This window comes from Pseudomonas sp. NY15463 (genome assembly GCF_048068415.1).
In the GTDB taxonomy this organism is placed as follows: domain Bacteria; phylum Pseudomonadota; class Gammaproteobacteria; order Pseudomonadales; family Pseudomonadaceae; genus Aquipseudomonas; species Aquipseudomonas mosselii_C.
On sequence record NZ_JBLUQD010000007.1, the window covers coordinates 347,524 to 369,444 of the forward strand.

At 62.8% G+C, this 21,921-nt stretch carries 17 protein-coding genes; all 17 read right to left on the bottom strand.

Going from position 1 to position 21,921, the window contains the following annotated elements; all coding sequences use genetic code 11:
• Positions 1 to 130: 130 nt before the first annotated feature.
• Positions 131 to 1,066 carry a ketoacyl-ACP synthase III gene (locus ACNFIC_RS19490; protein WP_138218205.1) on the bottom strand — a complete coding sequence of 312 codons (936 nt, stop codon included), beginning with the start codon at positions 1,064 to 1,066 and terminating at the stop codon, positions 131 to 133.
• A gap of 270 nt (positions 1,067 to 1,336) precedes the next feature.
• Complete coding sequence (locus ACNFIC_RS19495) at positions 1,337 to 4,261, bottom strand: TIGR00180 family glycosyltransferase (RefSeq protein ID WP_416781654.1); 2,925 nt, start codon at positions 4,259 to 4,261, stop codon at positions 1,337 to 1,339.
• A 32-nt stretch (positions 4,262 to 4,293) separates the two neighbouring features.
• Entirely contained in the window at positions 4,294 to 5,031 is a 738-nt protein-coding gene (locus ACNFIC_RS19500; RefSeq protein WP_416781655.1) for a cephalosporin hydroxylase family protein, read from the bottom strand.
• Positions 5,032 to 5,048: 17 nt separating this feature from the next.
• Positions 5,049 to 6,116 carry a class I SAM-dependent methyltransferase gene (locus ACNFIC_RS19505; protein WP_416781656.1) on the bottom strand — a complete coding sequence of 356 codons (1,068 nt, stop codon included), beginning with the start codon at positions 6,114 to 6,116 and terminating at the stop codon, positions 5,049 to 5,051.
• A complete protein-coding gene (locus tag ACNFIC_RS19510) occupies positions 6,106 to 6,978 on the bottom strand; it encodes an NAD-dependent epimerase/dehydratase family protein (RefSeq protein WP_416781657.1) in 873 nt (290 codons plus the stop codon). Before ACNFIC_RS19510 ends, ACNFIC_RS19505 begins: the two co-directional genes overlap by 11 nt.
• Entirely contained in the window at positions 6,975 to 7,535 is a 561-nt protein-coding gene (locus ACNFIC_RS19515; RefSeq protein WP_416781658.1) for a dTDP-4-dehydrorhamnose 3,5-epimerase family protein, read from the bottom strand. The genes ACNFIC_RS19510 and ACNFIC_RS19515 overlap by 4 nt, the downstream gene beginning before the upstream one ends.
• A 42-nt stretch (positions 7,536 to 7,577) precedes the next feature.
• Positions 7,578 to 8,660, bottom strand: a complete 1,083-nt coding sequence (gene rfbG, locus ACNFIC_RS19520; protein ID WP_138218210.1) for a CDP-glucose 4,6-dehydratase — start codon at positions 8,658 to 8,660, stop codon at positions 7,578 to 7,580.
• A complete protein-coding gene (rfbF, locus tag ACNFIC_RS19525) occupies positions 8,642 to 9,415 on the bottom strand; it encodes a glucose-1-phosphate cytidylyltransferase (RefSeq protein ID WP_416781659.1) in 774 nt (257 codons plus the stop codon). Before rfbF ends, rfbG begins: the two co-directional genes overlap by 19 nt.
• A 181-nt stretch (positions 9,416 to 9,596) precedes the next feature.
• Entirely contained in the window at positions 9,597 to 13,163 is a 3,567-nt protein-coding gene (locus ACNFIC_RS19530) for a glycosyltransferase (protein WP_416781660.1), read from the bottom strand.
• A gap of 73 nt (positions 13,164 to 13,236) precedes the next feature.
• On the bottom strand, positions 13,237 to 14,808 hold the full coding sequence (locus tag ACNFIC_RS19535) for a flagellar hook-associated protein 3 (RefSeq protein ID WP_416781661.1): 1,572 nt from the start codon (positions 14,806 to 14,808) through the stop codon (positions 13,237 to 13,239).
• 13 nt (positions 14,809 to 14,821) lie between these two features.
• Positions 14,822 to 16,876 (bottom strand): flagellar hook-associated protein FlgK, encoded by a 2,055-nt coding sequence (gene flgK, locus ACNFIC_RS19540; protein WP_416781662.1) that lies wholly within the window; start codon positions 16,874 to 16,876, stop codon positions 14,822 to 14,824.
• An 11-nt stretch (positions 16,877 to 16,887) separates the two neighbouring features.
• Positions 16,888 to 18,078: a flagellar assembly peptidoglycan hydrolase FlgJ gene (gene flgJ / locus ACNFIC_RS19545; RefSeq protein WP_416781663.1), complete on the bottom strand. Its 1,191-nt coding sequence runs from the start codon at positions 18,076 to 18,078 to the stop codon at positions 16,888 to 16,890.
• 11 nt (positions 18,079 to 18,089) lie between these two features.
• The gene (locus ACNFIC_RS19550; RefSeq protein WP_138219101.1) at positions 18,090 to 19,199 is read right to left on the bottom strand and encodes a flagellar basal body P-ring protein FlgI; all 1,110 of its coding nucleotides are present in this window, start codon (positions 19,197 to 19,199) and stop codon (positions 18,090 to 18,092) included.
• 12 nt (positions 19,200 to 19,211) lie between these two features.
• The gene (gene flgH / locus ACNFIC_RS19555; RefSeq protein ID WP_138218216.1) at positions 19,212 to 19,907 is read right to left on the bottom strand and encodes a flagellar basal body L-ring protein FlgH; all 696 of its coding nucleotides are present in this window, start codon (positions 19,905 to 19,907) and stop codon (positions 19,212 to 19,214) included.
• A 33-nt stretch (positions 19,908 to 19,940) separates the two neighbouring features.
• Positions 19,941 to 20,726: a flagellar basal-body rod protein FlgG gene (flgG, locus tag ACNFIC_RS19560; RefSeq protein WP_138218217.1), complete on the bottom strand. Its 786-nt coding sequence runs from the start codon at positions 20,724 to 20,726 to the stop codon at positions 19,941 to 19,943.
• A 47-nt stretch (positions 20,727 to 20,773) separates the two neighbouring features.
• Positions 20,774 to 21,514 carry a flagellar basal body rod protein FlgF gene (locus tag ACNFIC_RS19565; protein WP_138218218.1) on the bottom strand — a complete coding sequence of 247 codons (741 nt, stop codon included), beginning with the start codon at positions 21,512 to 21,514 and terminating at the stop codon, positions 20,774 to 20,776.
• A 184-nt stretch (positions 21,515 to 21,698) separates the two neighbouring features.
• Entirely contained in the window at positions 21,699 to 21,884 is a 186-nt protein-coding gene (locus ACNFIC_RS19570; RefSeq protein ID WP_138218219.1) for a hypothetical protein, read from the bottom strand.
• Between the last annotated feature and the right edge of the window lie 37 nt (positions 21,885 to 21,921).

The window sequence follows — 21,921 nt, forward strand, 5'->3', positions numbered from 1 at the left end:
AAAAAATTACTGGCATCCTGCCAGCCCAATGAAATCAAGGACTTGACGCCAGATTACAGGCGCGCCCTTTGATGCAGCAGAAACAAAAACGCCGCCTGAAGCGGCGGCGTCTTGCGATGGCAAACAACGGTCAGTCGCGGCGCTCGATGATCGCAGAGCCCCACGACAAGCCCACGCCGAAGCCGCTCAACGCAACGCGCTGGTGCTGCGAGCCAATCACATGCTTTTCCAGCAGCAACGGGATGCTCGACGACACGGTGTTGCCGGTCTCGACCATGTCCTTGACGAACTTGTGCTTGTACTCGCCCTCGTCGAAACGCTGGGACACCGCATCGACGATCGCCGCGCTGCCCTGGTGCAGGCAGTACAAGTCGATGTCGCCCGCCTTAAGCTCACTGGCTTCGAGCAACTGCTGAAGGTGCGCCGGCACCTTCACCAAGGCGAAGTTGTAGACCTGGCGGCCGTTCATGAAGAACTTGCCGTCGGTGGTGCGCAGATGCTCGGCACCGGCACCGTCGCTGCCGAACAACGACTTGCCCAGTTGCCAGGCAGCACCCTCGCCCATCCAGGTGGCGGTGGCGGCATCACCGAACAGCATGGTGGTATTGCGATCTTCCGGGTCGACGATCTTCGAATATGGATCAGCGGTAAGCAGCAGTCCGTTCTTCAGGCCCGCTGCTTCCATGAAGCCCTTCATCGCGTACAAGCCATAGACATAGCCCGAGCAGCCCAGCGAGATATCGAAGGCAGCAATCGCAGTCGGCAGGCCCAGCTTGTGCTGGACGATGGCCGCGGTGTGCGGCAGGCCTTCGGCGTCGCCGTTCTGGGTGACGACGATCACGACATCAATGGCTGCAGGATCCAGCGAAGGGTTGGCAGCGAACAGGTTCTTGGCAGCCTCGACGCACAAGTCGGAGGTTTCCTGGCCAGCTTCCTTGCGCGGCAAGAAGGTCGAACCGATCTTGCCAAAGATGAAATCCTGATCCTTGCCGAATTTCGCGCCCTGGGCGTAGTTGTCCACGCCTTCAGTTGGCACGTAACTGGCGATGCTTTTAATGCCAATCATATGGCTTCCCAATTCAGTAACAGCGAAATACCCGCGCGCCTTCAACAGAAAAACGCCAGGCGATGGGGGCGGCCCTATCCCTGACGGCTTGTCCGGGTGCGACGCAGCGGTTCCCGGTTTCGACAATATACAGTGAAGATGCGCGTTATGACTCTCAGGTCACGCTCTTTTTGTCGAATCGACACAAGGGCTTGGCTGACCGTACCGACAAATGAAAAAGCCCTGGCCGTCACTCGACGACCAGGGCTCCATGCAACTGCCAGCTCGGCGTCAGCCGATCAGCGCCTGCCACTGCACTCGAGCCTCGAGGTCGAGGCTGAACAACTGGCCGTCATGCCGATGGCTGGCGTTGTGGCAAGGGTCTTGCGCCAGGGCCTGAGCCCAACGCTGGCGCAGCACCGGACAGGCCAACGCATCGTCGTTGACGGCCGCGTGTCGCACCGCCTGAGCCTGTGGCGTCAACACCACCAGCAGGCCGGAAGCGGCGGCCTGTAGACACAGATCGACCTGCGCGGCGCGCACGTCCGTGGCCTGTTCATCCAGACCACCCGCCGCCCGCAGCAGCTCGGCGCGCACCATCACACACCCAGACACCGCCGAGACATTGTGTTCGGCCTGCAAGCGCTGCAGATAACCCGCCGCGTCCTTGGCCTCTCCGGCGAACGCTGCACGCACACCCGCCTGACCTGCCAGCACCAGGCCGGCCTCCACCACCTTGCCATCGGCGCCCAGCAGCTTGCCGCCCACCACCCCGACTTCCGGACGCAGGGCCTGGTTGAGCAGACTTTCAAGCCAGTTGGCGTTGAGCACTTCGGCAGAACTGTCGAGCAGTACCAGGTACTCGCCGCGCGCCTCACGGCAAGCCAGGTTGAGCATGGCCGCCGGAGCCAGCGCCTGCTCGCTGCGAATCACCCGCACCCGGCTGCCAGCGGCTGCCAGGCTTCCCAACCAGTCGCGCAGCGCGGCGCTCTGGCTGGCGTTGTCGGCGATCAGGATCTCGTGATTCTGGTAGCGGGTACGCTGCAGCACGCTGACCAGGCACGCCTGTAGCTCGTCGAAATTGTCCTGGCAATGCAAGATGATCGAAACCAGCGGACGCGCCTCGTGGCGATAGTCGACCTGTAGCACGCCCGGATGGTTCATGCCGATCGCTGCGGCGTAGCCACGCTGCTTGATGTGGTGGGCCAGCACACTGCGCTGCTGGTCATGCTCGTCGGTGCCAGGTGCCGTGCAGATCAGCAGCGGCTCGGCGAGGTGCGCAAGGCCGGCCATGCCACCTTCGCCGATCAGGCGCAGCAGCAGGTCGAACTCCAGTGCCTGGGGATACTGCGCATCGAAGCCGCCACAGGCCAGCCACAGGTCTCGGCGCACCAGCCAGTGGCGCGCCATCAACCCCGGCACGCTTTGCAGCAGGTCGAGGTTGACGCCCGGGCGCAGCACTTCGCGCAGCGAACCATCGGTCTGGCTGTGCAGCTCATCCATGGCCACGGCACGCACACCGTCGACATTCAACAACTCAAGACCGGCGCGCAACAAACCACCGACGGTGAAGCGATCACCACTTTCGGCCAGCAGCAGCCAGTCGGTGCCCAGCTCGCGGGCGGCTTCATTCAGGCGCTGAACGTAGTCCTGCGTGCTGACCTTGACGAAGTGCACGGTCTGCTGCGCATGGGTGACCGCCGGCAGCTCGCCGGTAGTCAGCACCACCACCTTGAAGGCACGGCAGTGGCCGTTCATCAGGCTGTCGAAGGTCGCCTGCAACTTGGCCATGTCAGCGTCCAGGTCCAGCAGCAGGATGCCGAAGCTCGGCCCCCCCTGATGCTGCGCCAGGTGCTGAGCCGCACTGCGCGCCTGCTCGGCGCTCGGTTCGCGGGCCTTCAGCCAGTTCAACAGACGCCCCGATGGCAAGCTGTCGAGCAGCGCCTGGCTGTCAAAGCACGGCACGCTGTCGAGCTTGCCCAGCCACGCGCGCAGCGACGCCGCTTCGCTGTCTTCGCCGGCCTCTTCCAACGACGCCAGCAACTGCTGGACCACGACGCGGTTGAACGGGCTGAGCGTCAGCGCTTCCCACAAGCGGCTGCGGCGGGTCCGCGCATCATCGTTGGCCTGCACTTGCAGCAACTGCGACTGACGCAGCAGGATCGGTTCAAGCTCCAGCAATTGCTGGCGACCGGCCGGCATGGTGTGAATCAGGAATTCGCATTCAGCCAGCAGGTCGAAGGTAGGCTGGTTGTAGAACGGCATCTCGACGAACTGCCGCTCGCCGAAAATCCGCTCCGGCTCGGCCTTGGGCTGTGACCAGTACGAGCGAACGATCAAGCAGCCCTGTAGCGCACGCCCCGTGAGCAGGCCCTCAGCCATAGCCTTGAAACTGTCCAAGGCAATACGCTTGACTGCCTCTGCCCCCTGCCCGCTCAACGCGGTTGGGATGGAGGCGAGGAATTCGGCGAAGGCTTCGCGCCCACGCTGCGACTGCTCGTCCTGCAGCGCCAGCACGGTCAGCACGTTGGTGCTGTGCTCCGAGGCACCATAGTTGATCTCGCGCACTGCGTAAGGGATCGGCAGAATCCGCGCCTTGGCGTTGGCTAGCAGGTAGAAGGTATGACCGATCTCCTGCCATTCGAAATTAGTACCCGGCGGCAGCAAGGCATACCACTGCTGCAGCAACGCGGTGCGGGTGACTGCATAAAATGGCGGCAGGAACTGCCCCATGAACTCGATCAGGCGCTGCCCCGGCTCAACGCAGTAGTCTTCCTGCACGCGCTTGTCACGCCGATAGAAGTCCACCCGGGTACCGCGCCCGACGTACATCATGCCGTAGCCATGGCACATGCCGTAATCGGGATGCTGCTCCAGGAACTCGAGGGATCTCACCATGCCCTCGTGCAGCAGGAAGTCGTCATCAGCAGCGAAGGTCATGTAGGGCGTGCGGACTTCATTGACCCCGTAGCTGACCTTGTCCTGCAAGCCCTTGTAGGTGAACTGCGGCAGGTGCCGGTAGTCAACGTTTGGGTAGTCATCCAGCAGGGCGGCATTGCTCTGGGCGGAGGAGTCGAGCACCAGGATGCTGGCGGGGAAATTCCGATAGTAGTGCAAGGTCCGACGCAGAAACGCCGGGCGATTATGGGTAATCACCACGACAGTGAAGCGCTCGCGCAGCGAGCTGTCGATGCACGGGTTTTGCTGATACGGCATAAGGCGTTCCTGCTTGAGATCCACGATATTGATCAGCGCACTCGGCGCAGATAGCCATCCGGCGCGACGGTCAGCAAAAGCTTGTCCTGCAGCGGGCGATCGATTTCAAAGTCACCGTTTTCTTTCAGGTACTGCCACACGGCGGTTTTCGGATTGTCGCCATGGCCCCATGGGCGATCCGGGAAGAAGTCGGCCGGCATGTCTTCGACCACGGTATCCATCACCACGCAGTAACTGTCGACCGACACCAGCGGCGCATAGGCACGCAGCTCCTGCAAGACATGATCATGGGTGTGGTTGGAGTCCAGCACCACGATGACTTTTTTACCCGCAGCGATGCGTGCCACCTCGGCAACCATTTCCGGCGCGACGCTGGAGCCTTCCAACATGCTGATACGGTGGGCCATGGGGTGCTCTTCGATGGCCTGGCGGTTGTGCGGTCGGATGTCGACGTCGATGCCCAGCACCTGACCATGACCCACCAACTGCAGCAGCGACGCGTAGTAGATGATCGAGCCGCCGTGGGCGATACCGCATTCGATGATCAGGTCCGGCTTGATGCGCCACACCAGCTCCTGCATGGCGATCATGTCCTGGGGCAGTTGGATGATCGGCCGCCCCATCCACGAGAAGTGGTAGCTGTACTTGTGCCTGGCCGACTCGTTGAAGAAATCGCGAGCCAGGCCCTTGACTTTCTGATCCGCTGCCTGAGCGCTGATTTCGGCCTCGCACTCACGGGCGAATATGGCGTTGGGATGATTGTCTTGCATGTGAAATTCCTTGAAGTTCAGGAGGCCGTGACGCCATCTACGGCCAGATAGGTATACCGGCCACCGGTCATATGACGAATTTCGTCCAGATAGTTGGAGTTCATTACCAGGATCAGCGCCCCGGCAGGCAGTGTCTGGAGTAGCTGCTCAGGCGATGACACCAACTGCCCGCTCAGCGGAAGAAAACGACCTTGTTTGTCTGGGTTGATATCGACCACGCAATCGATGGGCACACCAGCACGCAGCAGGAACAGCGAGTAGATCACGCCCTTGGAAGACGCCCCCCAAAGGGCGACACGCCGCTCAGGCTGGGCCAACAGGGCACGCGCGGCAATGTCGGCGCCGGCCTTGAAGGCCGTTGGCAGCGACAGCGGGGCGAATGCCTGACGCGGCGCCCGCAGGCTCGCAAGGTCAGCAACGACATACAGGTACTGACCGCCAAACAGATGTCCGCTCTCGACAACGCGGCCGAACATGCGGGTAAAGTCGTCCAGGCGGAAATAGTTGACGTGCTCGTAGAACACATCGAACCAGGCGCAGCGCTCAATGATCCAGTCGAAACACGGCACCTCGATGTAGATCAACCCACCCTCATTGGCCTCGGCGATTTCGCCAAGAAATGCACAGGGGTCCTGAATGTGTTCGAGCACGTGGCGCAGAATCACACCGTCGGCCTGGATACCCAGCTCGCGAGTAAAGGGTGCGCAGACCACATCATCGCTCTGCCCTTCATAGGACGGATCAACGCCTTTCACGGCATAGCCGCGCTCACGCAACATCTGCAGGAAATAACCCTTGCCGCAGCCAACCTCCACCAGACTCGCGCCTCTGAAGTGACGGGCCAGAATGCCTTCGACAGCCTCCAGATGACGCTGAAAGTGCGGCGAATGGGCCTGCTCGTTCTGGTAGTCGGCGTCGTACACCAGCTTGCTGGGATCGAAGACCTGGTTGAACACCAGGCCACTGACCTCATCCTGCACCAGCAGCACGTCCGCCGCGCCACACGCGCGGGCCTGCTGGGCGGTTGCGAATGTGCGGTTCTGCAAGACCGGCAGCCCCGCGGCCCGATACAGTTCACGCGCCATGCTGCTCTCCTGTCAGTTGCTGCAGCCGCTGCGGATCGCCCCAGAACGCCATCGGTTCGTGGGCAGAATACGGGTAATGACCTAGCTGCAGCGCCATGCGGCTGTTGCGCCGTGCGAGGTGCTGTTCGACCAGCGACCGAACCGATATCGGCTCGCCGCTGCAACAATTGACCACACCGGAAAATTCGCGCCTGCCAAGGATGGCCAGTAGATGCGCGGCAACCTGCTCGATGGGCAGGTAGTCACGCAACTGCTCCCCGGCAGACATGGGGAACTGCGCATGCCCTTGGTCGATTGCCCGGTCTAGGCTAGCCAGCAGGCTATTGGCCGCTTGCCCAGGGCCATACAGGTAGAACAGCCGCACCCACTGCAGCGTGAAAGGTGTTTGTTGACGCATGTGCTCAAGGAACAGACGCAAGGCATTCTTCGCCAGCCCATAGGCAGTAGCCGGCTGAGCAGCATCGGTTTCACTCTGCGGTCCATTGCGCAGACCATATTCGAAGCAGGTCCCGGTAACCATCACCTGCCCCACCCCGGCGGCGACCACGCGCTTGATGAACTGTAAGTCCGCCGGCAGGTTGACCTCGTAATGAAAGGCCTGCTGATAGTTCGGCAGCCCTGACCACGCCAGGTGGGCGAGCGCGTCGACGCTATCGGTCAAAGCCTGCACGTCCAGGGCTTGATCGTGGATATCCGCCGCTACGAACTCCACCTGGTCGAACCAGGGCAGCACGCGCGCGCGCTCGGACGAACGGGCAACCGCACGCACCTGCACGCCAGCGGCCAACAGCGCAGCCACCAAATGTTGGCCAACGAACCCCGTGGCACCGGTCACCAGCACCTTGGCCGGCAGGCAACTCACAAGCGCACCCCGCTAAAACCTGCGTCAATCGGCGGATGTGCGGCATCCCGGGCAGACAGATTGGTCACTGGCAGCGGCCAAGCGATGGCCAGCGCTGTATCCTCCGGCCCAATACCCGATTCGTGGGCAGGGCTGTAGTCGGCATCGGAGCAATAGAGAATGGTCGCCTCTTCGCTCAACACCTGAAAACCGTGCGCGAACCCGGCTGGGATCAACAGGCTGCGGCCATCGCCGGCCACCAGCTCTTCGGCATGCCACTGCAGATACGTGGGCGAGTCGATCCGCAGGTCAACCGCCACATCCCAGATCGCGCCGGCAAGGCAGGTAATCAGTTTGCTTTCGGCATGCGGGGCATACTGAAAATGCAGGCCGCGCACACTGCCTTTGCCGAGCGTATGTGAGTGGTTGATCTGGCGAATGTCAAAGCGCTTGCCTTGCACCTGTAGGCGCGATTGGCAGAACAACCGGGCAAAGCGCCCGCGATGATCGGTAAAGACTTTCTGCTGAATCAGACACAGCCCCTCCAGAGGGAGCGCGTGCACATCAAAATCATTCATTGAGATTCCTTACACAGGGCCGTGGCCGCTCAAGGTACTGGCTCATAGCGACTCCTCGTATTGGCTAAGCTGAGTCAGGCTGACCGCGCGCATGTCCACGCCCTTGCGCCAAGCAAGATGCCATCCCAGGGTCTGGCCGAGGCATTCGTGCAACGACCAACGCGGGCGCCAGGCCAACAGTTTCCGGGCCCGGGAGCTGTCCAGACGCAACAGACCGGCCTCATGCATGTCGCTCTGCTGCACGACGATGCCCGGCGCCTGCGGCCACTGCGCGGCCATCAACTCGACCACATCGCCAACGCTGCACATGTCCTCATCGCTCGGCCCGAAGTTCCACGCCCCGGCAAAGCGCTGGCCATGCTCGTAAAGCGCGGCGGCCAGTTGCAGGTAGCCGGCCAGCGGCTCCAGCGCATGCTGCCAAGGGCGAACAGCGTGGGGCATGCGCAGAGTCACTTGCTCGCCCTCGCTCCAGGCCTTCAGCACATCGGGGATCAGTCGCTCGGGAGAGAAATCGCCGCCGCCCAGCACGTTGCCGGCACGCGCCGTGGCCAGGCTCAGGCCGTGCTCGGCGTGGCGCTCGGGGGGGAAGAACGACGCGCTGTAGGACTGCGTCAGGATCTCGCAGCAGGCTTTGCTGCTGCTGTAGGGATCGTGCCCGCCCAAGGCTTCATTCTCACGGTATGGCCAGGACCACTCCTGGTTGGCATAGACCTTGTCGGTCGTGACCACCACACAGGCGCGCACGCCACCTACCTGACGCATGGCCTCCAGCAGGTTGAGGGTGCCCATGACGTTGGTCGAATATGTGCCCAGAGGGTCGCGGTAGCCTTCACGAACCAGCGGCTGCGCGGCCAGGTGCAGGACGATTTCAGGCTCGACTTCGGCCATCAGTTCCAGCAGCACGCCCAGGTCACGCACATCGCCACGCCGATCATCGATGCCTTCTCCGGCACGGGCCAGCTCGAACAAGTTCGGCTCGGTGGCCGGGTCCAGGGCAAAGCCGGTCACTTGGGCGCCCAGGCGCTGCAACCAGAGGACCAGCCAGCTGCCCTTGAAGCCGGTATGGCCAGTGACCAGGACGCGCTTGCCCTGCCAGAACGCGGGGTTCAGGCCCACTGCTTCCATGGTGCCTCCCCGCTGCTCCAAAGGTGCTCGAGGTGGTTCTTGTCGCGCAGGGTGTCCATCGGGTGCCAGAAGCCGTCATGCTCGAACGACATCAACTGCCCCTCGCGGGCCAGGTTGGTCAATGGCTCGGACTCCCATGGGGTGGCATCGTCGGCGATATAAGGAATTACCCTGGGCGATAAAACGAAGAAGCCGCCGTTGATCCACCCACCATCACCACGGGGCTTTTCACTGAAACCCAGGACCTGATCGCCGTCACGCTGCAACGCGCCATAGCGCCCCGGCGGCTGCACGGCGGTGACCGTGGCCAGCTTGCCGTGGCCGCGATGGAAGTCCACCAGCGCGCCGATGTTCAGGTCCGAGACGCCGTCGCCGTAGGTGAAACAGAATGCCTCTTCGCCTTCGAGGTAGCGCGACACACGTCGCAGGCGGCCACCGGTCATGGTTTCCTCGCCGGTATCTACCAGGGTCACGCGCCACGGCTCGCTGTAGTTCTGGTGGACGTCCATGCGGTTGTTGCACATGTCGAAGGTGACATCGGAGGTATGCAGGAAGTAATTGGCGAAGAAATCCTTGATCGCGTAGCCCTTGTAACCGAGGCAGATCACGAAGTCGTGGATGCCGTGGGCCGAGTACTGCTTCATGATGTGCCAAAGAATTGGCTTGCCACCGATTTCGATCATCGGTTTGGGCTTGAGGTGCGACTCTTCGCTGATCCGCGTGCCGAGTCCACCCGCCAGAATGACTGCCTTCATCGTTTTCCTCATGTGCTTCGCGCCCCCCGGACCCCCAGGGTGAAGGATTTATGGCGATAGCCAGGGTTATTGCAGGAACTGCGCCAAGATTCACTGGACATGAAAAGGGGGCCGCAGCAGGCCCCCAATGGACAAGGATTGGCGATGGGCTACACAGCAGCCCCAATCCTGGCAGCGACGGTCAGTCCGCCAACCACCCCCACTCCCAGTGCCGCAGGTTGTCGTCGCGCAGCACGAAGTCGCGCATCACCGCCTCGCGCAACTCATCCCCCATGCGGTAGCTGGCTGCCGGGTCGCTCAAGTGCATGCGGATCGCCTTCAACCATTCCTCAGTGCTGTTGCTGTATACCCGAGTACACGGCAAGTAGCCGCGATAGGCTTCGGTATCGGTGCAGATGGTCGGGTAGCCGCAGGCGCCGTACTCCAACAGGCGCAGGTTGCTCTTGCAGTCGTTGAAGATATGGAATTCCAACGGTGCCAGGGCCAGGTCCAAGTTGAGGCTGGCAAGCTTGGCCGGATACGCCTGCAGCGGCACGCCCGGGTGGTACTCGTGGATATACGGCTTGAGCGCCTCCGGGCACATGCCGAAGAACACCCACTCCACCTCGTTCGCCAGCTCGCGCACCACCTCGGCAATGATCTCCAGGTCGCCGCTGTGGCTGGTGCCGCCACCCCAGCCCACACGCGGCTTGCTGGAGCTGCCACGGCGGCTCGGCGGCAGGTTGGTCCACAGGTGCGGCGCGAGCATGTTGGGCACCACGCGGATATCGCGATGCATGTCGGCCAGGGCGTTGGCCAGCGCCTGGGTGGTTACCACCACCCGGTCGCACAGGCCAATGCCGCGGCGCAGGTGCTGCTCGATATCGGCTGGCTTGTTACGGGCGTGGGTATTCTTCTTCGGCGCGCTGAGCACATAGTCGTCAATCTCGTAGACCCGGCGGGCATTGGAGAAACGCGCGATGCGCTCAATGTCACGCACCGAGTCATCGGCATGGCGCAGTTGCAGGATGATCACGTCAGGGTCCATGCGCGCCAACTGCACGACGCTGGGCGACTCGTAGGCGATGCGCCCGACCACCCGGCCGGCTGCCTCCAATTGTTGGAACGGCTGACTGACCCGATAGTGGCCTACAGCGGTATCGTTGACCGGCAAACCCAGCACGGACGGCAGCGCCCGCGCGCACAGCGGGTTCCAGCTGCCGCGTAGGCTCGGTTCGAGGCTGAAGTCGGCGGTGGCCAAGCTAAGACTTGGGTTATAGGCCGGATCGCGCACCACCTTGCTCAACCAGCGCTCGCAGAACGCCTGCTGCTGCTCCAGCGCCTGCTCCGGGTCAAGCGGCGTGCCCGGCGCGGTCGCGCCAGCCTTGAGCAGCAACGCATACGGCGTGCCCACTACCAGATAACCCAGGCGCCCGGCGCGCAGACACAGGTCCAGCTCAGCCAGCCCCTGGGCCAACGCCTGGCCGGCAAGCCCGCCCAACTCGTCGAACACAGCCTTACGCACCATCAGGCAGTCGCCGCCGACCGCGCTCCAGTTCTGCACCACCTGCAAGCGTTGCAGATAGCCTCGGGCTTGCAGCTCCTCACCGGCGAACGCAGGGCCTGCAACGCTGGAAACACCCAGCACGCGCCCCACCTCGACAACCCGGCCCTGCACATCGATCAGCTTGGCACCGACCACCGCCACCTCAGGGCGACGGGCATGCTGCAACAGCTCCTGAAGCCAATGCTCATCGAACACCTGCAGCGAAGCGTCGAGCAAAAGCAAGTACTCGCCGCGCGCTTGGCCGGCCGCCGCATCGAGCAGCGACTCACGCGACTGCTGGCCCGGCAGGCGCACCACGCGCAGCATCTGCGCATCCAGCTCGCCCATGGCCTGCAACCACGTCTCGACGTCTTGATCCTGGGACTGGTCCGCCACCAGCAACACTTCGTAATGGCCACGGGTATGTTCGATCAGCGACTGCACGCAGGCATGCAAGCGTGCAAGCTCTGCGGTCGCCGGGACGATCACCGAGACCAGCGGGCTGCCCTCGTGCAGGTAGTCAACCCGGTTGAGCAGCGGCATGTCGTCATGGCGGATGCGATGGGCTACGCCAAGACGCTCCAGGTGCGCCGCCAACACCGGCTCGCTCTGCGCCTCGACCACTGGCAACGACAGCCACTGGGCGAAACTGAAGGTCGATTGCACCAGGATTTCGGCGATATGCTCCACCGCCTGCGGTCCACGCTGCTCGACTAGGCGCCAGAGCAGATCGTGCGGTGACAGCTCGGCGAACTGACTGGCAAAACCGCCAAGATCCACAACGGCGTCGCGGGCAAATGCCAGGGTCCGCCCGACGTAGGGATAGCTGCGCAGCAAGTCGAGGTTGAAATCAGGTTTGAAAACCGGCTCGCCAGGCTTGCCATCCACCCAGCAGCCTTCGTCGCTGTAAATGCATGCCACACCCGGAAACACCGCGGCGCGTTCGGCCAGCAGCAGCAGCGCGGCCTCGTCCAGCTGATCACCGGCACGCAACAGGTAGATCCAGTCAGCCTCCGGCAGCGAGACCAACAACTGATTGAGCTGCCGCGACCAGTCCTGCTGCAACGGCTGATGGACCAGCGCGAGGTCGCTGCTCGGCACGTGCTCGGCCAGCACCACGCAGGCATGCACTGGGTACAGCTGCGCCTCCAGGCTAGCGAGGGTCTGCGCCAGGGCCTGGGTATCACCGGTGCTATCCAGCACCACCGGGACGATCCGTGGCTGACGCGGCCAGGCCGCGACGGTCTGCGGCAGCAAGCGGCGCTGCACATCGCTGAAGTGTCGCGCCGCCAACCAATGTTCGTAGAGTTCGGCGTAGCTTTCGCAATCACTGCCCACGCGGCCTTTCAGGCGCATCTGCCAGTTGCTGATGACGCGTACCAGGCACAGTTCCTGCCAGTTGCGCGGCTGCTGGGCGGCCTCCTGCACCGGCACATAACGTACCCATCCGCTGGCCGGCGCGGCTTCGCCGCTGCGCGCAGCGAGCATTTGCATCAGCCAGCGCCATTCCTGGGCCTGCGCTTGGGCCACCGCCTCTTGCTTGCTCAGGCGCTGCGGATGCAGGCGCTCGATCAGCCCGGGCTCGCTGAGCATGACCATGTTGGCGCGCCGCATCAGGCACACGAACAGCGCAAGGTCGAGCAGTGCGACGAAGGTCATGCCTTCACCGGTCAATGCCTGCAAGAACCCCAGGGCCTGTTCGCGACGCATCAGCGCGGCAGAGAAGTTACCGATAAAATTCACCGGCCGGCCATCGAGCAACGCCAGCATGTCCTCGCCCTTGAACAGGCTGTCGACGGCGGCGAAACGGGTATTGGCCACACGCATGGGCAGGATGTAGTTGTTCTCGTCGCACAGCACGCGCTGGGACAGCACCAGGCCGACCTCCTCATGCGCCAGCAGCACCTCGGCCTGGCGCTCCACGCACAGCGGGAACAGGCGGTCGTCATCGCACAGCACCTTGACCAGCTCGCCGCGGGCCAGCCCCACCGCGTGCAGCAGGTTGCCGACGAAGCCCTTGCGCGACGAATTGCGCACAAAGCGCAGGCGCGGATCATCCTGCACGGCGCGGACGATGGCTTCGATCTCCTCGCCCTCGCTGTCGTCGCATACCAGCACTTCCAGCGCGGGGTAACTCTGGCCGAGGGCGCTTTGCAGCGCCATGGCGAAGAATCGAGGGTTGTAGGCGGGAATGACGATGCTGACCAGTGGCTTTTCGTTCACGATGACGACCTTGCAAAAAAAATGCGCCGCACCTGACGGTGGCGGCGCATGGTTGACGACGCGTCAGGCGCGGTCAGATGTAGTTGACCAGCGACAGACTCGCCACCTTGGCATAGGCCTGCAACGAGGCCTGGAGCATGTTGGTCTGCATCTGCAGGCGCAGCATGACGGTGGCCGGATCGCTGTCGCGAATCGAGCTTTGGGTCTTGGTATTCTCACCGCTCAGGGCTTCGTTGGTTTCGGCCTGCACGTCCAGTGCCTGACCACGACCACCAATGGCGCTGATGGAGGAAGACACCTGATTGGTGGCGCTGCTGATGTTGCCGATAGCCGAATCCAGCGCAGCCTTGAATTTCTGCGTGGCCGCCGGGTCGCCATCGATAGGCGTGTTCAGCGCGGTGCGCAGTTGGCCGATGGTGTCCAGGATGTTCTGGGTCTGGTGGGTATCGACCTTGACGCCGAACGAATCACCAGCCGCTGGCGCGCCGGACAGCTCGAACTCCACGCCCATGGCCGTGGCGGTGGTGCCACTCAGAGTTCCACTGGTGACAGGACGGCTGTTGGCTGTCACGGGCGATGCGTACAGCTCGAAATCAGTGGCGCTGGTGAACTTGAGCACCGCACCTTCCGGGAACGCTGCCTTGTAGGCCGCCTGGTCGGTGATGGTGGCGTCAGTGATCTGCGCAGAAGAACTGTTGCCGGCGCTACGGGTACCGCTGATCTGATCGGCCTTGGAGCTCAGGCTGAAGGTGTGGCCGGCGATGGCCGCATCCGGGTCGGCGGCGTCGCCCGCCTGGAAACTGACAGCCAGACGCAGGTCGACCCCGCGGAAGCTGATCATGGTGTTGTCGCCGTTAGGGTCGAACTTGCCGCCCTGGGTGGCTTCCAGGGTCACGTCGTTGCCGCTGGCATCGGTGATCTTGAACTGCGTGCTGCTGGTGAACTCGATGCTGTAGGGCTCGCCGCTACGGAAGCGGTCGTTGTACACCGAGCTGCCCGACACCTGGCCATTGGACAGGCTAACGCGACCGTCATCGGTGGCCGGCGAGGTCAGTTGAGTTTCGCTGCGGCTGGTGTTCAGTGCCTGCTCGAACGCATCGTAGCCGGTCTCGTTGGCCGCCAGGGTCAAAGCATCGCCGACCTGCAGCTTGAGCTGGGTCTGGTCGCCCTGGTAGGTGTAAGTGCCGTCAGCGTTGCGCACATAGGGCTGGGTGTCACCCTTGGAGCCCGAGAACAGGTACTTGCCGTTCTCATCCTTGCTGTTCATCAGCGAGAACAGCTGTTGCTCCAGCGCCTCCAGCTCCGCAGCGTTGGATTTACGGTCGTCGTCGGTCATGCCCGCGTTACCCGAACTCACCGCCAGTTCGTTGACACGCTGCAGAATATGCCCGATTGAGGTCAGCGTGCTTTCGGCCGAGCCCAGCGAGTTACGCACGCGGACGATGTTGTCGCTGTACTGCTTGAGCATGTTCTGCTGCTGCTCAAGCTGTAACAGGCGCGCGGCACCGACCGGATCGTCGGCGGCAGTGCGCACGCGGATACCGTCGCTGGCCTCCTGACGGGTCTTGTCCAGGCTGGCGAAGTTGCGCTGATAGTTGGCGCTGGTGGTGTTGTAGAACTGCGAAGTAGAGATGCGTACGCTCACGATCTACGATTCCTTAAAGACTGTTGATCAGGGTGGCGAAGGTTTCCTGGGCCGCCTTGATGATCTGCGACGACGCGGTGTAGTACTGCTGGAACTTGATCAGGTTGCCGGTCTCTTCATCGACCGACACCCCTGACAAGTTGTCGCGGGCATCCAGTGCCGACTTCTTCAGCGCGGTGGTGGCGTCACTGTCCATCTGCGCCTGCCCCGTCTTGCCGCCGACGTTGGACACAAGCTTTGCGTAAGCGTCAGTGAAGCTGATGCCCTTGCCATCGGCATTCAACTCGACCGTGGGCTTGGTCTGCAGATCGAGCACCGATTGGGCGTTGCGGTTGTCGGCCGAGCCCGAGGCAGTCAGCGACACGGTGAAGCTATCGCCGGTCTTGGGCACACCCGCCACGTTCATCTCGAAACCGAAGGTCTTCTGGGTAACGCCATCGGCTTCATAAATCGGGTTGCCACTGGCATCGACCATCGGCACCGACAGCTGCAGGGCGTTGTCCTGGCCCGGCACGATGGTGCCGCTGCCGATGTTGTTGCCTTGGGCGTCGAACAGGGTGTAGGCCTGCGGCGAAGCGGTGTCGTCGCCGAACACCAACTTGACCGGGGTGGAGTACTTCAAGCCCGTCTGCAAATCAGCCTTCTGGGTGGCATCGTAGATGTCCACCAGTGAGGTCAACGTCGGCTGGGTGATCGAACCAGTGCCTTTGTTGCCCGAACCGCTGACGGCGGTAAGGGGCGCGGCCATAGCCAGGCGCTTGGGATCGGTCAGGGTCGCATTGATGCTCGCCGCTTCGTTGCGGGTCGGGGTGATCTTGAAGCTGTCACCGGCGCTCATTCCACCGCCATTGAGCGACAGGCTGAAGCCGTCGATCACCGGAGCCGGGTCGTCACTCAGGTCGTAGCTGCCCATGTCGGTGCCTTCGGGCAGCTTGCGCACGGTGTAGCCAGTAGCACTGGTGAAGGTCACCTGGTAATCGCTGGTGCTCAGCTTGCCGGTGTCTTTGATGGTCACGTCGAGGTTGCCGGAACCTGCACTGTTGCCGGTCTTGGCAACACTGCGGTTGGCGATGGCCTTGGCGCTGTTGATGTCGGCGAACAGACTGGCGCCGAACTCGCCATTCTTGTCGATGCCTTGGCCCAGTTGACGGTTGATGGCATCGGCCACCACCAGCGCCACGCGCCCCAGCTCGTTGAGCGCCGGGTCCAGGGTTTCCTTGCGGTAGCGGATCAGGCCGCCCAGTTCACCACCGGTAGTGCTGTTGGTGATGTCCATTTGCGTCGAGCCGCGGTTGAGGATCAGGCTCATGCGCGTCGGATCGGTGGCACTGGCGGCCACGCCGATGGTCTGGGTGGTGTTGCCCAATACCAGCGCCTGACCGTTCTTCAGGTAGATGTCGTAGTTGCCGTTCTTTTGCTCGACCACGTCGGCGCCGATCAGCGACGACAGTTGACGCACGGCACCGTCGCGTTGGTCCAGCAGGTCGTTGGGCTGGCCGGTGATGGCACCGACCTTGGAGATTTGCGCATTGAGGTCGGCGATGGTCGCAGTCAGGTTGTTCACCTGGGAGGCCAACGACGCCATGTTGCTGTTGATGTTGCTGTTCTGCTGGTTCAACTGCGAAGACAGGGTGTTGAAGCGCTTGGCCAGCGATTGCGCGCTGGTCAGGAGCAACTGGCGCGAGGCGTCTTCGGTTGGCTTGGCCGAGGCGTCCTGCAAGGCACTGAAGAAACTTTGCAGAGCCGCAGTGATACCGGTATCGGCACTGGACAGGGCTGTGTCCAGGGGCGTGATCTGGTTCAGGTACGAGGTAGCGTCGCTAGACAACGAGGTGGTAGTGCGCAGCTGGCTTTCCAGATAGGCGTTATAGACCCGGCGTACGTCGGCCAAGGTGGTGCCGGTGCCGATAAACACCTGGCCAACCTGTTGGCCACCCTTGGTTTTCTGCACGACCTGCTGGCGCGAGTAGCTCTCGACATCGGCATTAGCGATGTTGCTACCGAGGGTGTACAACCCCGACTGCGCAGCGCCAAGTCCCGACATACCAATGTTTAGCAAACTCGCCATGGTTCAAGCCCTTAAAGTTTCGTGGTGGTACCGAGCGACGCGTAGCTCTCGTACGACTTCATCTGTCTTGCGATCTGCGAGATCTTGCTGGCGTAGTTCGGGTCGGTTGCGTACCCGGCCTTTTGCAGCTCTCGCACGAACTGTTCTGGTTTATCGGCCGACTTCACCGCTTCTTGATAGCGCGAATTGTTCTGCAACAGGCTGACCAGGTCGTGGAAACTGTCTTGGTACGAATCATACGAACGGAACGCGGCGGTTTCCTTGACGAACTGTCCATCGCGGAATTCGCTGGTGATCGCCCGCGCCTCGCCCCCTTGCCAGTTGCCGGTGGCCTTGATGCCGAACAGGTTGTGACTGCTGCTGCCATCGCTGTTGCGCATGACCGACTTGCCCCAGCCGGTTTCCAGGGCAGCCTGGGCCACCAGGTAACGCGGGTCGATGCCGATGCGCTTGGCGGCTTGCTCAGCCATCGGCAGCATGGTGGCGACAAAGGCGTCACTGTCGGCGAAGGCTTTCTTCGGCGCCAGCGGCGGTTGCGCCACGGCCCGTCCGAGAATGCGCGTGCCGTCGGTGCCGACGCCGAAGGTCTGTGCCGGCTGCCAATCGCCCTTGACCACGCCATCGACCAGGGTTTGGCCGTCACGCAGCGGCAAAGCCACCGTGTTGGGGGTGGCCGCCGACGGTACGATACCGGCCAGCAGGCGGTCGGTGAGCTTGCCTGGCAAGGCCAGACGGCGCGAGTTGAGCGCCGCCACGTCGTTGCGGTGCACGGTGGACTGGGTCGTATTGGCCTGCTCGTCCACTTTGGCGCCCCACAGCGTCGGGGCCTTGCCTTCGATACGCGGGAACGGGCTGGTGTTGACGGGAGCCGCCTTGTTCTTCGACAACTGCCGCACCAGCACATCCTGCAGGCCGATCCCGCCGCCCTCGCGAGACATGCTCACCGCCAGCTGCTGGTCGTACATGTCACGGTACTGCTTGACCGTCGAACTGTTCATCGGACTGTCTTCGTCAGCCAGCACGTCGGACGCCTTGCGCGAAGCCTTGAGCATCTCGCTGACGAACAGCGACTCGAACTCCTGGGCCACCTTACGCACATTGGCATCGCTGTCGCGGTCACCATGCTTGAGCGAGTTCAGGCGATTGAGGTCAGTGAAGGCGCCACTGTCGGCGGGGCTGGAAACCAGGCTTTTCGGATTCATCAGCGGCGCCCTCAGATCACGATCAGGTCGGCCTGCAACGCACCGGCCTGCTTCAGGGCTTCGAGGATCGCCATCAGGTCGCCGGGGGCGGCGCCTACCTGGTTCACCGCACGGACGATCTCATCCAACGTGGTGCCAGGGCCGAATTTGAACATCGGCTTGGCCTCTTGCTGGGCGTTGATTCGCGAGCGCGGCACCACGGCGGTCTGGCCGTTGGAGAGCGGGCCTGGCTGGCTGACGATTGGATCTTCGGTGATGGTCACCGTCAAGCTGCCGTGGGTGACCGCCGCAGGCGATACCTTGACGTTCTGACCGATCACGATGGTACCGGTACGCGAGTTGATGATGACTTTGGCCACAGCCTGGCCGGGATCAATCTCCAGGTTCTCGAGGATCGACAGGTAATCGACCCGCTGGCTCGGATCCATCGGCGCACTGACGCGCACCGAGCCGCCGTCCAAGGCCTGGGCCACGCCAGGACCGAGCAGTTCGTTGACTTTGTCGACGATACGCTTGGCGGTGGTGAAATCGGGACGGTTGAGGTTCAGGGTCAAGCTGTTGCCCTGGTTGAAACCACTCGGCACCGCACGCTCGACCGTGGCGCCGCCAGGAATCCGACCGGCCGACGGTACGTTGACGGTGATCTTCGAGCCGTCACGGCCTTCGGCATCAAAACCGCCAACCACCAGGTTGCCCTGAGCGATGGCATAGACGTTGCCGTCGATCCCCTTGAGCGGGGTCATCAGCAAGCTACCACCGCGCAGGCTCTTGGAGTTACCAATCGACGACACGGTGATATCGACTACCTGGCCAGGCTTGGCGAAGGCCGGCAAGTCCGCATGCACCGAGACCGCAGCGACGTTCTTCAGCTGCACGTTGCCCGAGCCTGCCGGCACCTTGATACCGAACTGCGAGAGCATGTTGTTGAAGGTCTGCAGGGTGAACGGGGTCTGGGTGGTCTGGTCGCCCGTACCGGCCAGGCCCACCACCAGACCGTAGCCGATCAGCTGGTTGGCACGTACGCCGGAAATGCTGGCGATATCCTTCAGACGCTCGGCATGGGCACCGAACGCGCAGGTCAGCAAGAGTGTCGCGGCAATCAACCGCCTAGCGTTGAACATGGTCATCCGTACTCAGAAGGGCCAGAGCGGGCTGATGAAGAAGCGGTCCAGCCAACCGGGTTGGCTGGCATCGGCGAACGAACCGGTACCCGAATAGGTGATGCGCGCGTCGGCCACACGGGTGGACGGTACGGTGTTGTCGGTGGCGATGTCGTCGGCACGGATCATGCCGGCGATGCGCACCAGCTCTTCACCGGTGTTCAGGGTCATCCACTTTTCGCCGCGCACGGCAATGATGCCGTTGGGCAGCACCTCGGCCACGGTGACGGTGATCGAACCGGTCAGGGTATTACCTTGCGAGGCGGTGCTAGCACCCTTGGTGGCCCGGGTGCCGCTGTAGCCAGCGTTCAGCGTAAGGTCGCCGCTGCCCAGCGGGTTGTTGGTGTTGGGCACGGCACCGAACAGCGAGGTCAGGCCGAGGTTCGCGGTGCTGTCCTTGGCAACCTGGGATCCGGCGTTCTTGCTCGCGGAGGTACGCTCGTTGAGGGTGATGGTGATGATGTCACCCACCCGGAACGCCTTGCGATCGGAATACAGGTTCTGCTCGAAGCCGGACTGGTAGATCGAACCGTTGTTGGCCGCCGCCGGCAACGGGGTGCGCGGTAGAACCGGCGCGTAGTACGGGTCGTTGGGCTTGGGCGTCGGCGCGACGCAACCGGCCAACGACACCGCCCCCCCAAGGGCGAAAACGGACAACAGACGCTTCATGACACTTACCTCACGGTGTTACTGGCTCAGGGCTTACAGCTGCTGGGTAACGAACGACAGCATCTGGTCGGCGGTGGAGATGACCTTGGAGTTCATCTCGTAGGCACGCTGGGTGGTGATCATGTTGACCAACTCTTCCACCGTGCTGACGTTGGAGTTTTCCAGGGTCTGTTGCAGGGTGGTGCCGAAGCCGTTCAGGCCTGGCGTGCCAACCTGCGGCGCGCCGCTGGCAGCGGTTTCCAGGAACAGGTTGTCGCCAATGGCTTGCAGACCGGCCGGGTTGATGAAGTCGGCGGTCTGGAGGTTACCGATCACCTGGGGTGCGGCGTTGCCAGCAACGGTGATCGAGACAGTGCCGTCCTGGCCAACCGTGAAGGTCTGGGCGTTGTTGGGCACCACGATCGCAGGCTCCAGCGGGAAGCCATTGACGGTGACCACCTGACCGTCAGCGTTCAGGTGGAAGGTGCCGTCACGGGTATACGAAACGGTGCCATCGGGCTGCAAAACCTGGAAGAAACCACGGCCATTGACCGCGAGGTCCAGCGGGTTTTCGGTGGTTTGCAGGCTACCGACGGAGAAGTTCTTCTGGGTGCCGACGATGCGCACACCGGTACCGACCTGCAGGCCCGACGGCAGCTCGCTGTCCTGGGTGGACTGCGCGCCCGGCTGGCGTTTGATCTGGTACAGCAGGTCCTGGAACTCGGCGCGATCACGCTTGAAGCCGGTGGTCGAGACGTTGGCCAGGTTGTTGGAAATGACGGTCAGGTTGGTGTCCTGGGCGGACAGGCCGGTTTTAGCGACCCAAAGAGCCGGAAGCATCAGTGTTCTCCTCGTGCGCCTGTTTTACGGCACCCGTTCAAGTGTGGTTAGCCGATTTGCAAAACACGCGCCATGGCTTCATCGCCTTCTTTGGCTGCGTTCATCATTTTCACGTGCAGTTCGAACTGACGGGACAGCGCCAGCACCGAGGTCATTTCCTCGACCGCATTGACGTTGCTGCCTTCCAGGAAGCCCGACACCACGCGTACAGTCGGGTCGATGTCGGCAGGCTGCCCGCTCTTGGTATGGATCATGCCGTCCAGACCCTTGGTCATGGCGGTGGTAGCGGGATTGACCAGCTTGATGCGGTCCACCTCAGCCATCACCCGCGGACCTTCGCCCATGGAGCGGATGCTGATGGTGCCGTCAGCCCCCACCTCGACCTTCTGCTCCGGCGGCACCGCGATAGGACCGCCATTGCCGAGTACCGGCATACCGTTGCCGGCACGCAGCACACCCAGGGCGTCAATGTTCAGGCTGCCGGTGCGCACATAGGCTTCGCTGCCGTCGGGCGCCTGCACGGCAATGAACCCCTTGCCGGACACCGCCACATCCAGGTCACGCCCGGTTTCGACCAGCGGGCCTTCACTGAAATCGGTGGCCGGACGCTCGGTCATGGCGTAGGCGCGCGACGGAAAGCTGTCGCCGAACACCGGCATCGAGCGCGCCTGTTCGAGGTCTTTCTGGAAACCATTGGTGGAAATGTTCGCCAGGTTGTTGGCGTGGGCCTTTTGCGCCAGCGCGTTCTGGCTGGCGCCGGTCATGGCCACGTAAAGCATCTTGTCCACAGTCATCCTCCGCTGCACTGGCGATCGTTTGCCGCTCGCCGTTGCTGTACAGGCTACAAAGCAAGTTCCGAACCAACTTTTGAAAAACACGAAAAAGCCCGTGGAATCGGGCTTTTGCAGGACCGATCAGCGGGCGCGCCGTCGGATAACCGGCGCGGAATTGCCGGTGGGTGGCAACACAACATCAAGGCTCGCGACACCCCGCATTGGTGTAGGGCCCGGCGAACTTCTTCCAGCCCTCCCCCGGCGACCATTGCGAACACACCAGGCGCCCGTCGGCCTGGCTTTCCCAGCGCCACCAGGGTGCAGTGCCGGCCTGGGCCTGACACAGGCAGAACGCGACTAGCAACGCCACAAGCAACTTGTTCATGATCCCTCCTGCAAAAACGACGAACCCCTTCGCACGC

Coding starts and splice junctions, on each gene's coding strand:
- ACNFIC_RS19490 (WP_138218205.1), bottom strand. CDS start 1,066: ATGATTGGCATTAAAAGCATCGCCAGTTACGTGCCAACTGAAGGCGTG.
- ACNFIC_RS19495 (WP_416781654.1), bottom strand. CDS start 4,261: ATGCCGTATCAGCAAAACCCGTGCATCGACAGCTCGCTGCGCGAGCGC.
- ACNFIC_RS19500 (WP_416781655.1), bottom strand. CDS start 5,031: ATGCAAGACAATCATCCCAACGCCATATTCGCCCGTGAGTGCGAGGCC.
- ACNFIC_RS19505 (WP_416781656.1), bottom strand. CDS start 6,116: ATGGCGCGTGAACTGTATCGGGCCGCGGGGCTGCCGGTCTTGCAGAAC.
- ACNFIC_RS19515 (WP_416781658.1), bottom strand. CDS start 7,535: ATGAATGATTTTGATGTGCACGCGCTCCCTCTGGAGGGGCTGTGTCTG.
- rfbG (WP_138218210.1), bottom strand. CDS start 8,660: ATGGAAGCAGTGGGCCTGAACCCCGCGTTCTGGCAGGGCAAGCGCGTC.
- rfbF (WP_416781659.1), bottom strand. CDS start 9,415: ATGAAGGCAGTCATTCTGGCGGGTGGACTCGGCACGCGGATCAGCGAA.
- flgK (WP_416781662.1), bottom strand. CDS start 16,876: ATGGCGAGTTTGCTAAACATTGGTATGTCGGGACTTGGCGCTGCGCAG.
- flgJ (WP_416781663.1), bottom strand. CDS start 18,078: ATGAATCCGAAAAGCCTGGTTTCCAGCCCCGCCGACAGTGGCGCCTTC.
- ACNFIC_RS19550 (WP_138219101.1), bottom strand. CDS start 19,199: ATGTTCAACGCTAGGCGGTTGATTGCCGCGACACTCTTGCTGACCTGC.
- flgH (WP_138218216.1), bottom strand. CDS start 19,907: ATGAAGCGTCTGTTGTCCGTTTTCGCCCTTGGGGGGGCGGTGTCGTTG.
- flgG (WP_138218217.1), bottom strand. CDS start 20,726: ATGCTTCCGGCTCTTTGGGTCGCTAAAACCGGCCTGTCCGCCCAGGAC.
- ACNFIC_RS19570 (WP_138218219.1), bottom strand. CDS start 21,884: ATGAACAAGTTGCTTGTGGCGTTGCTAGTCGCGTTCTGCCTGTGTCAG.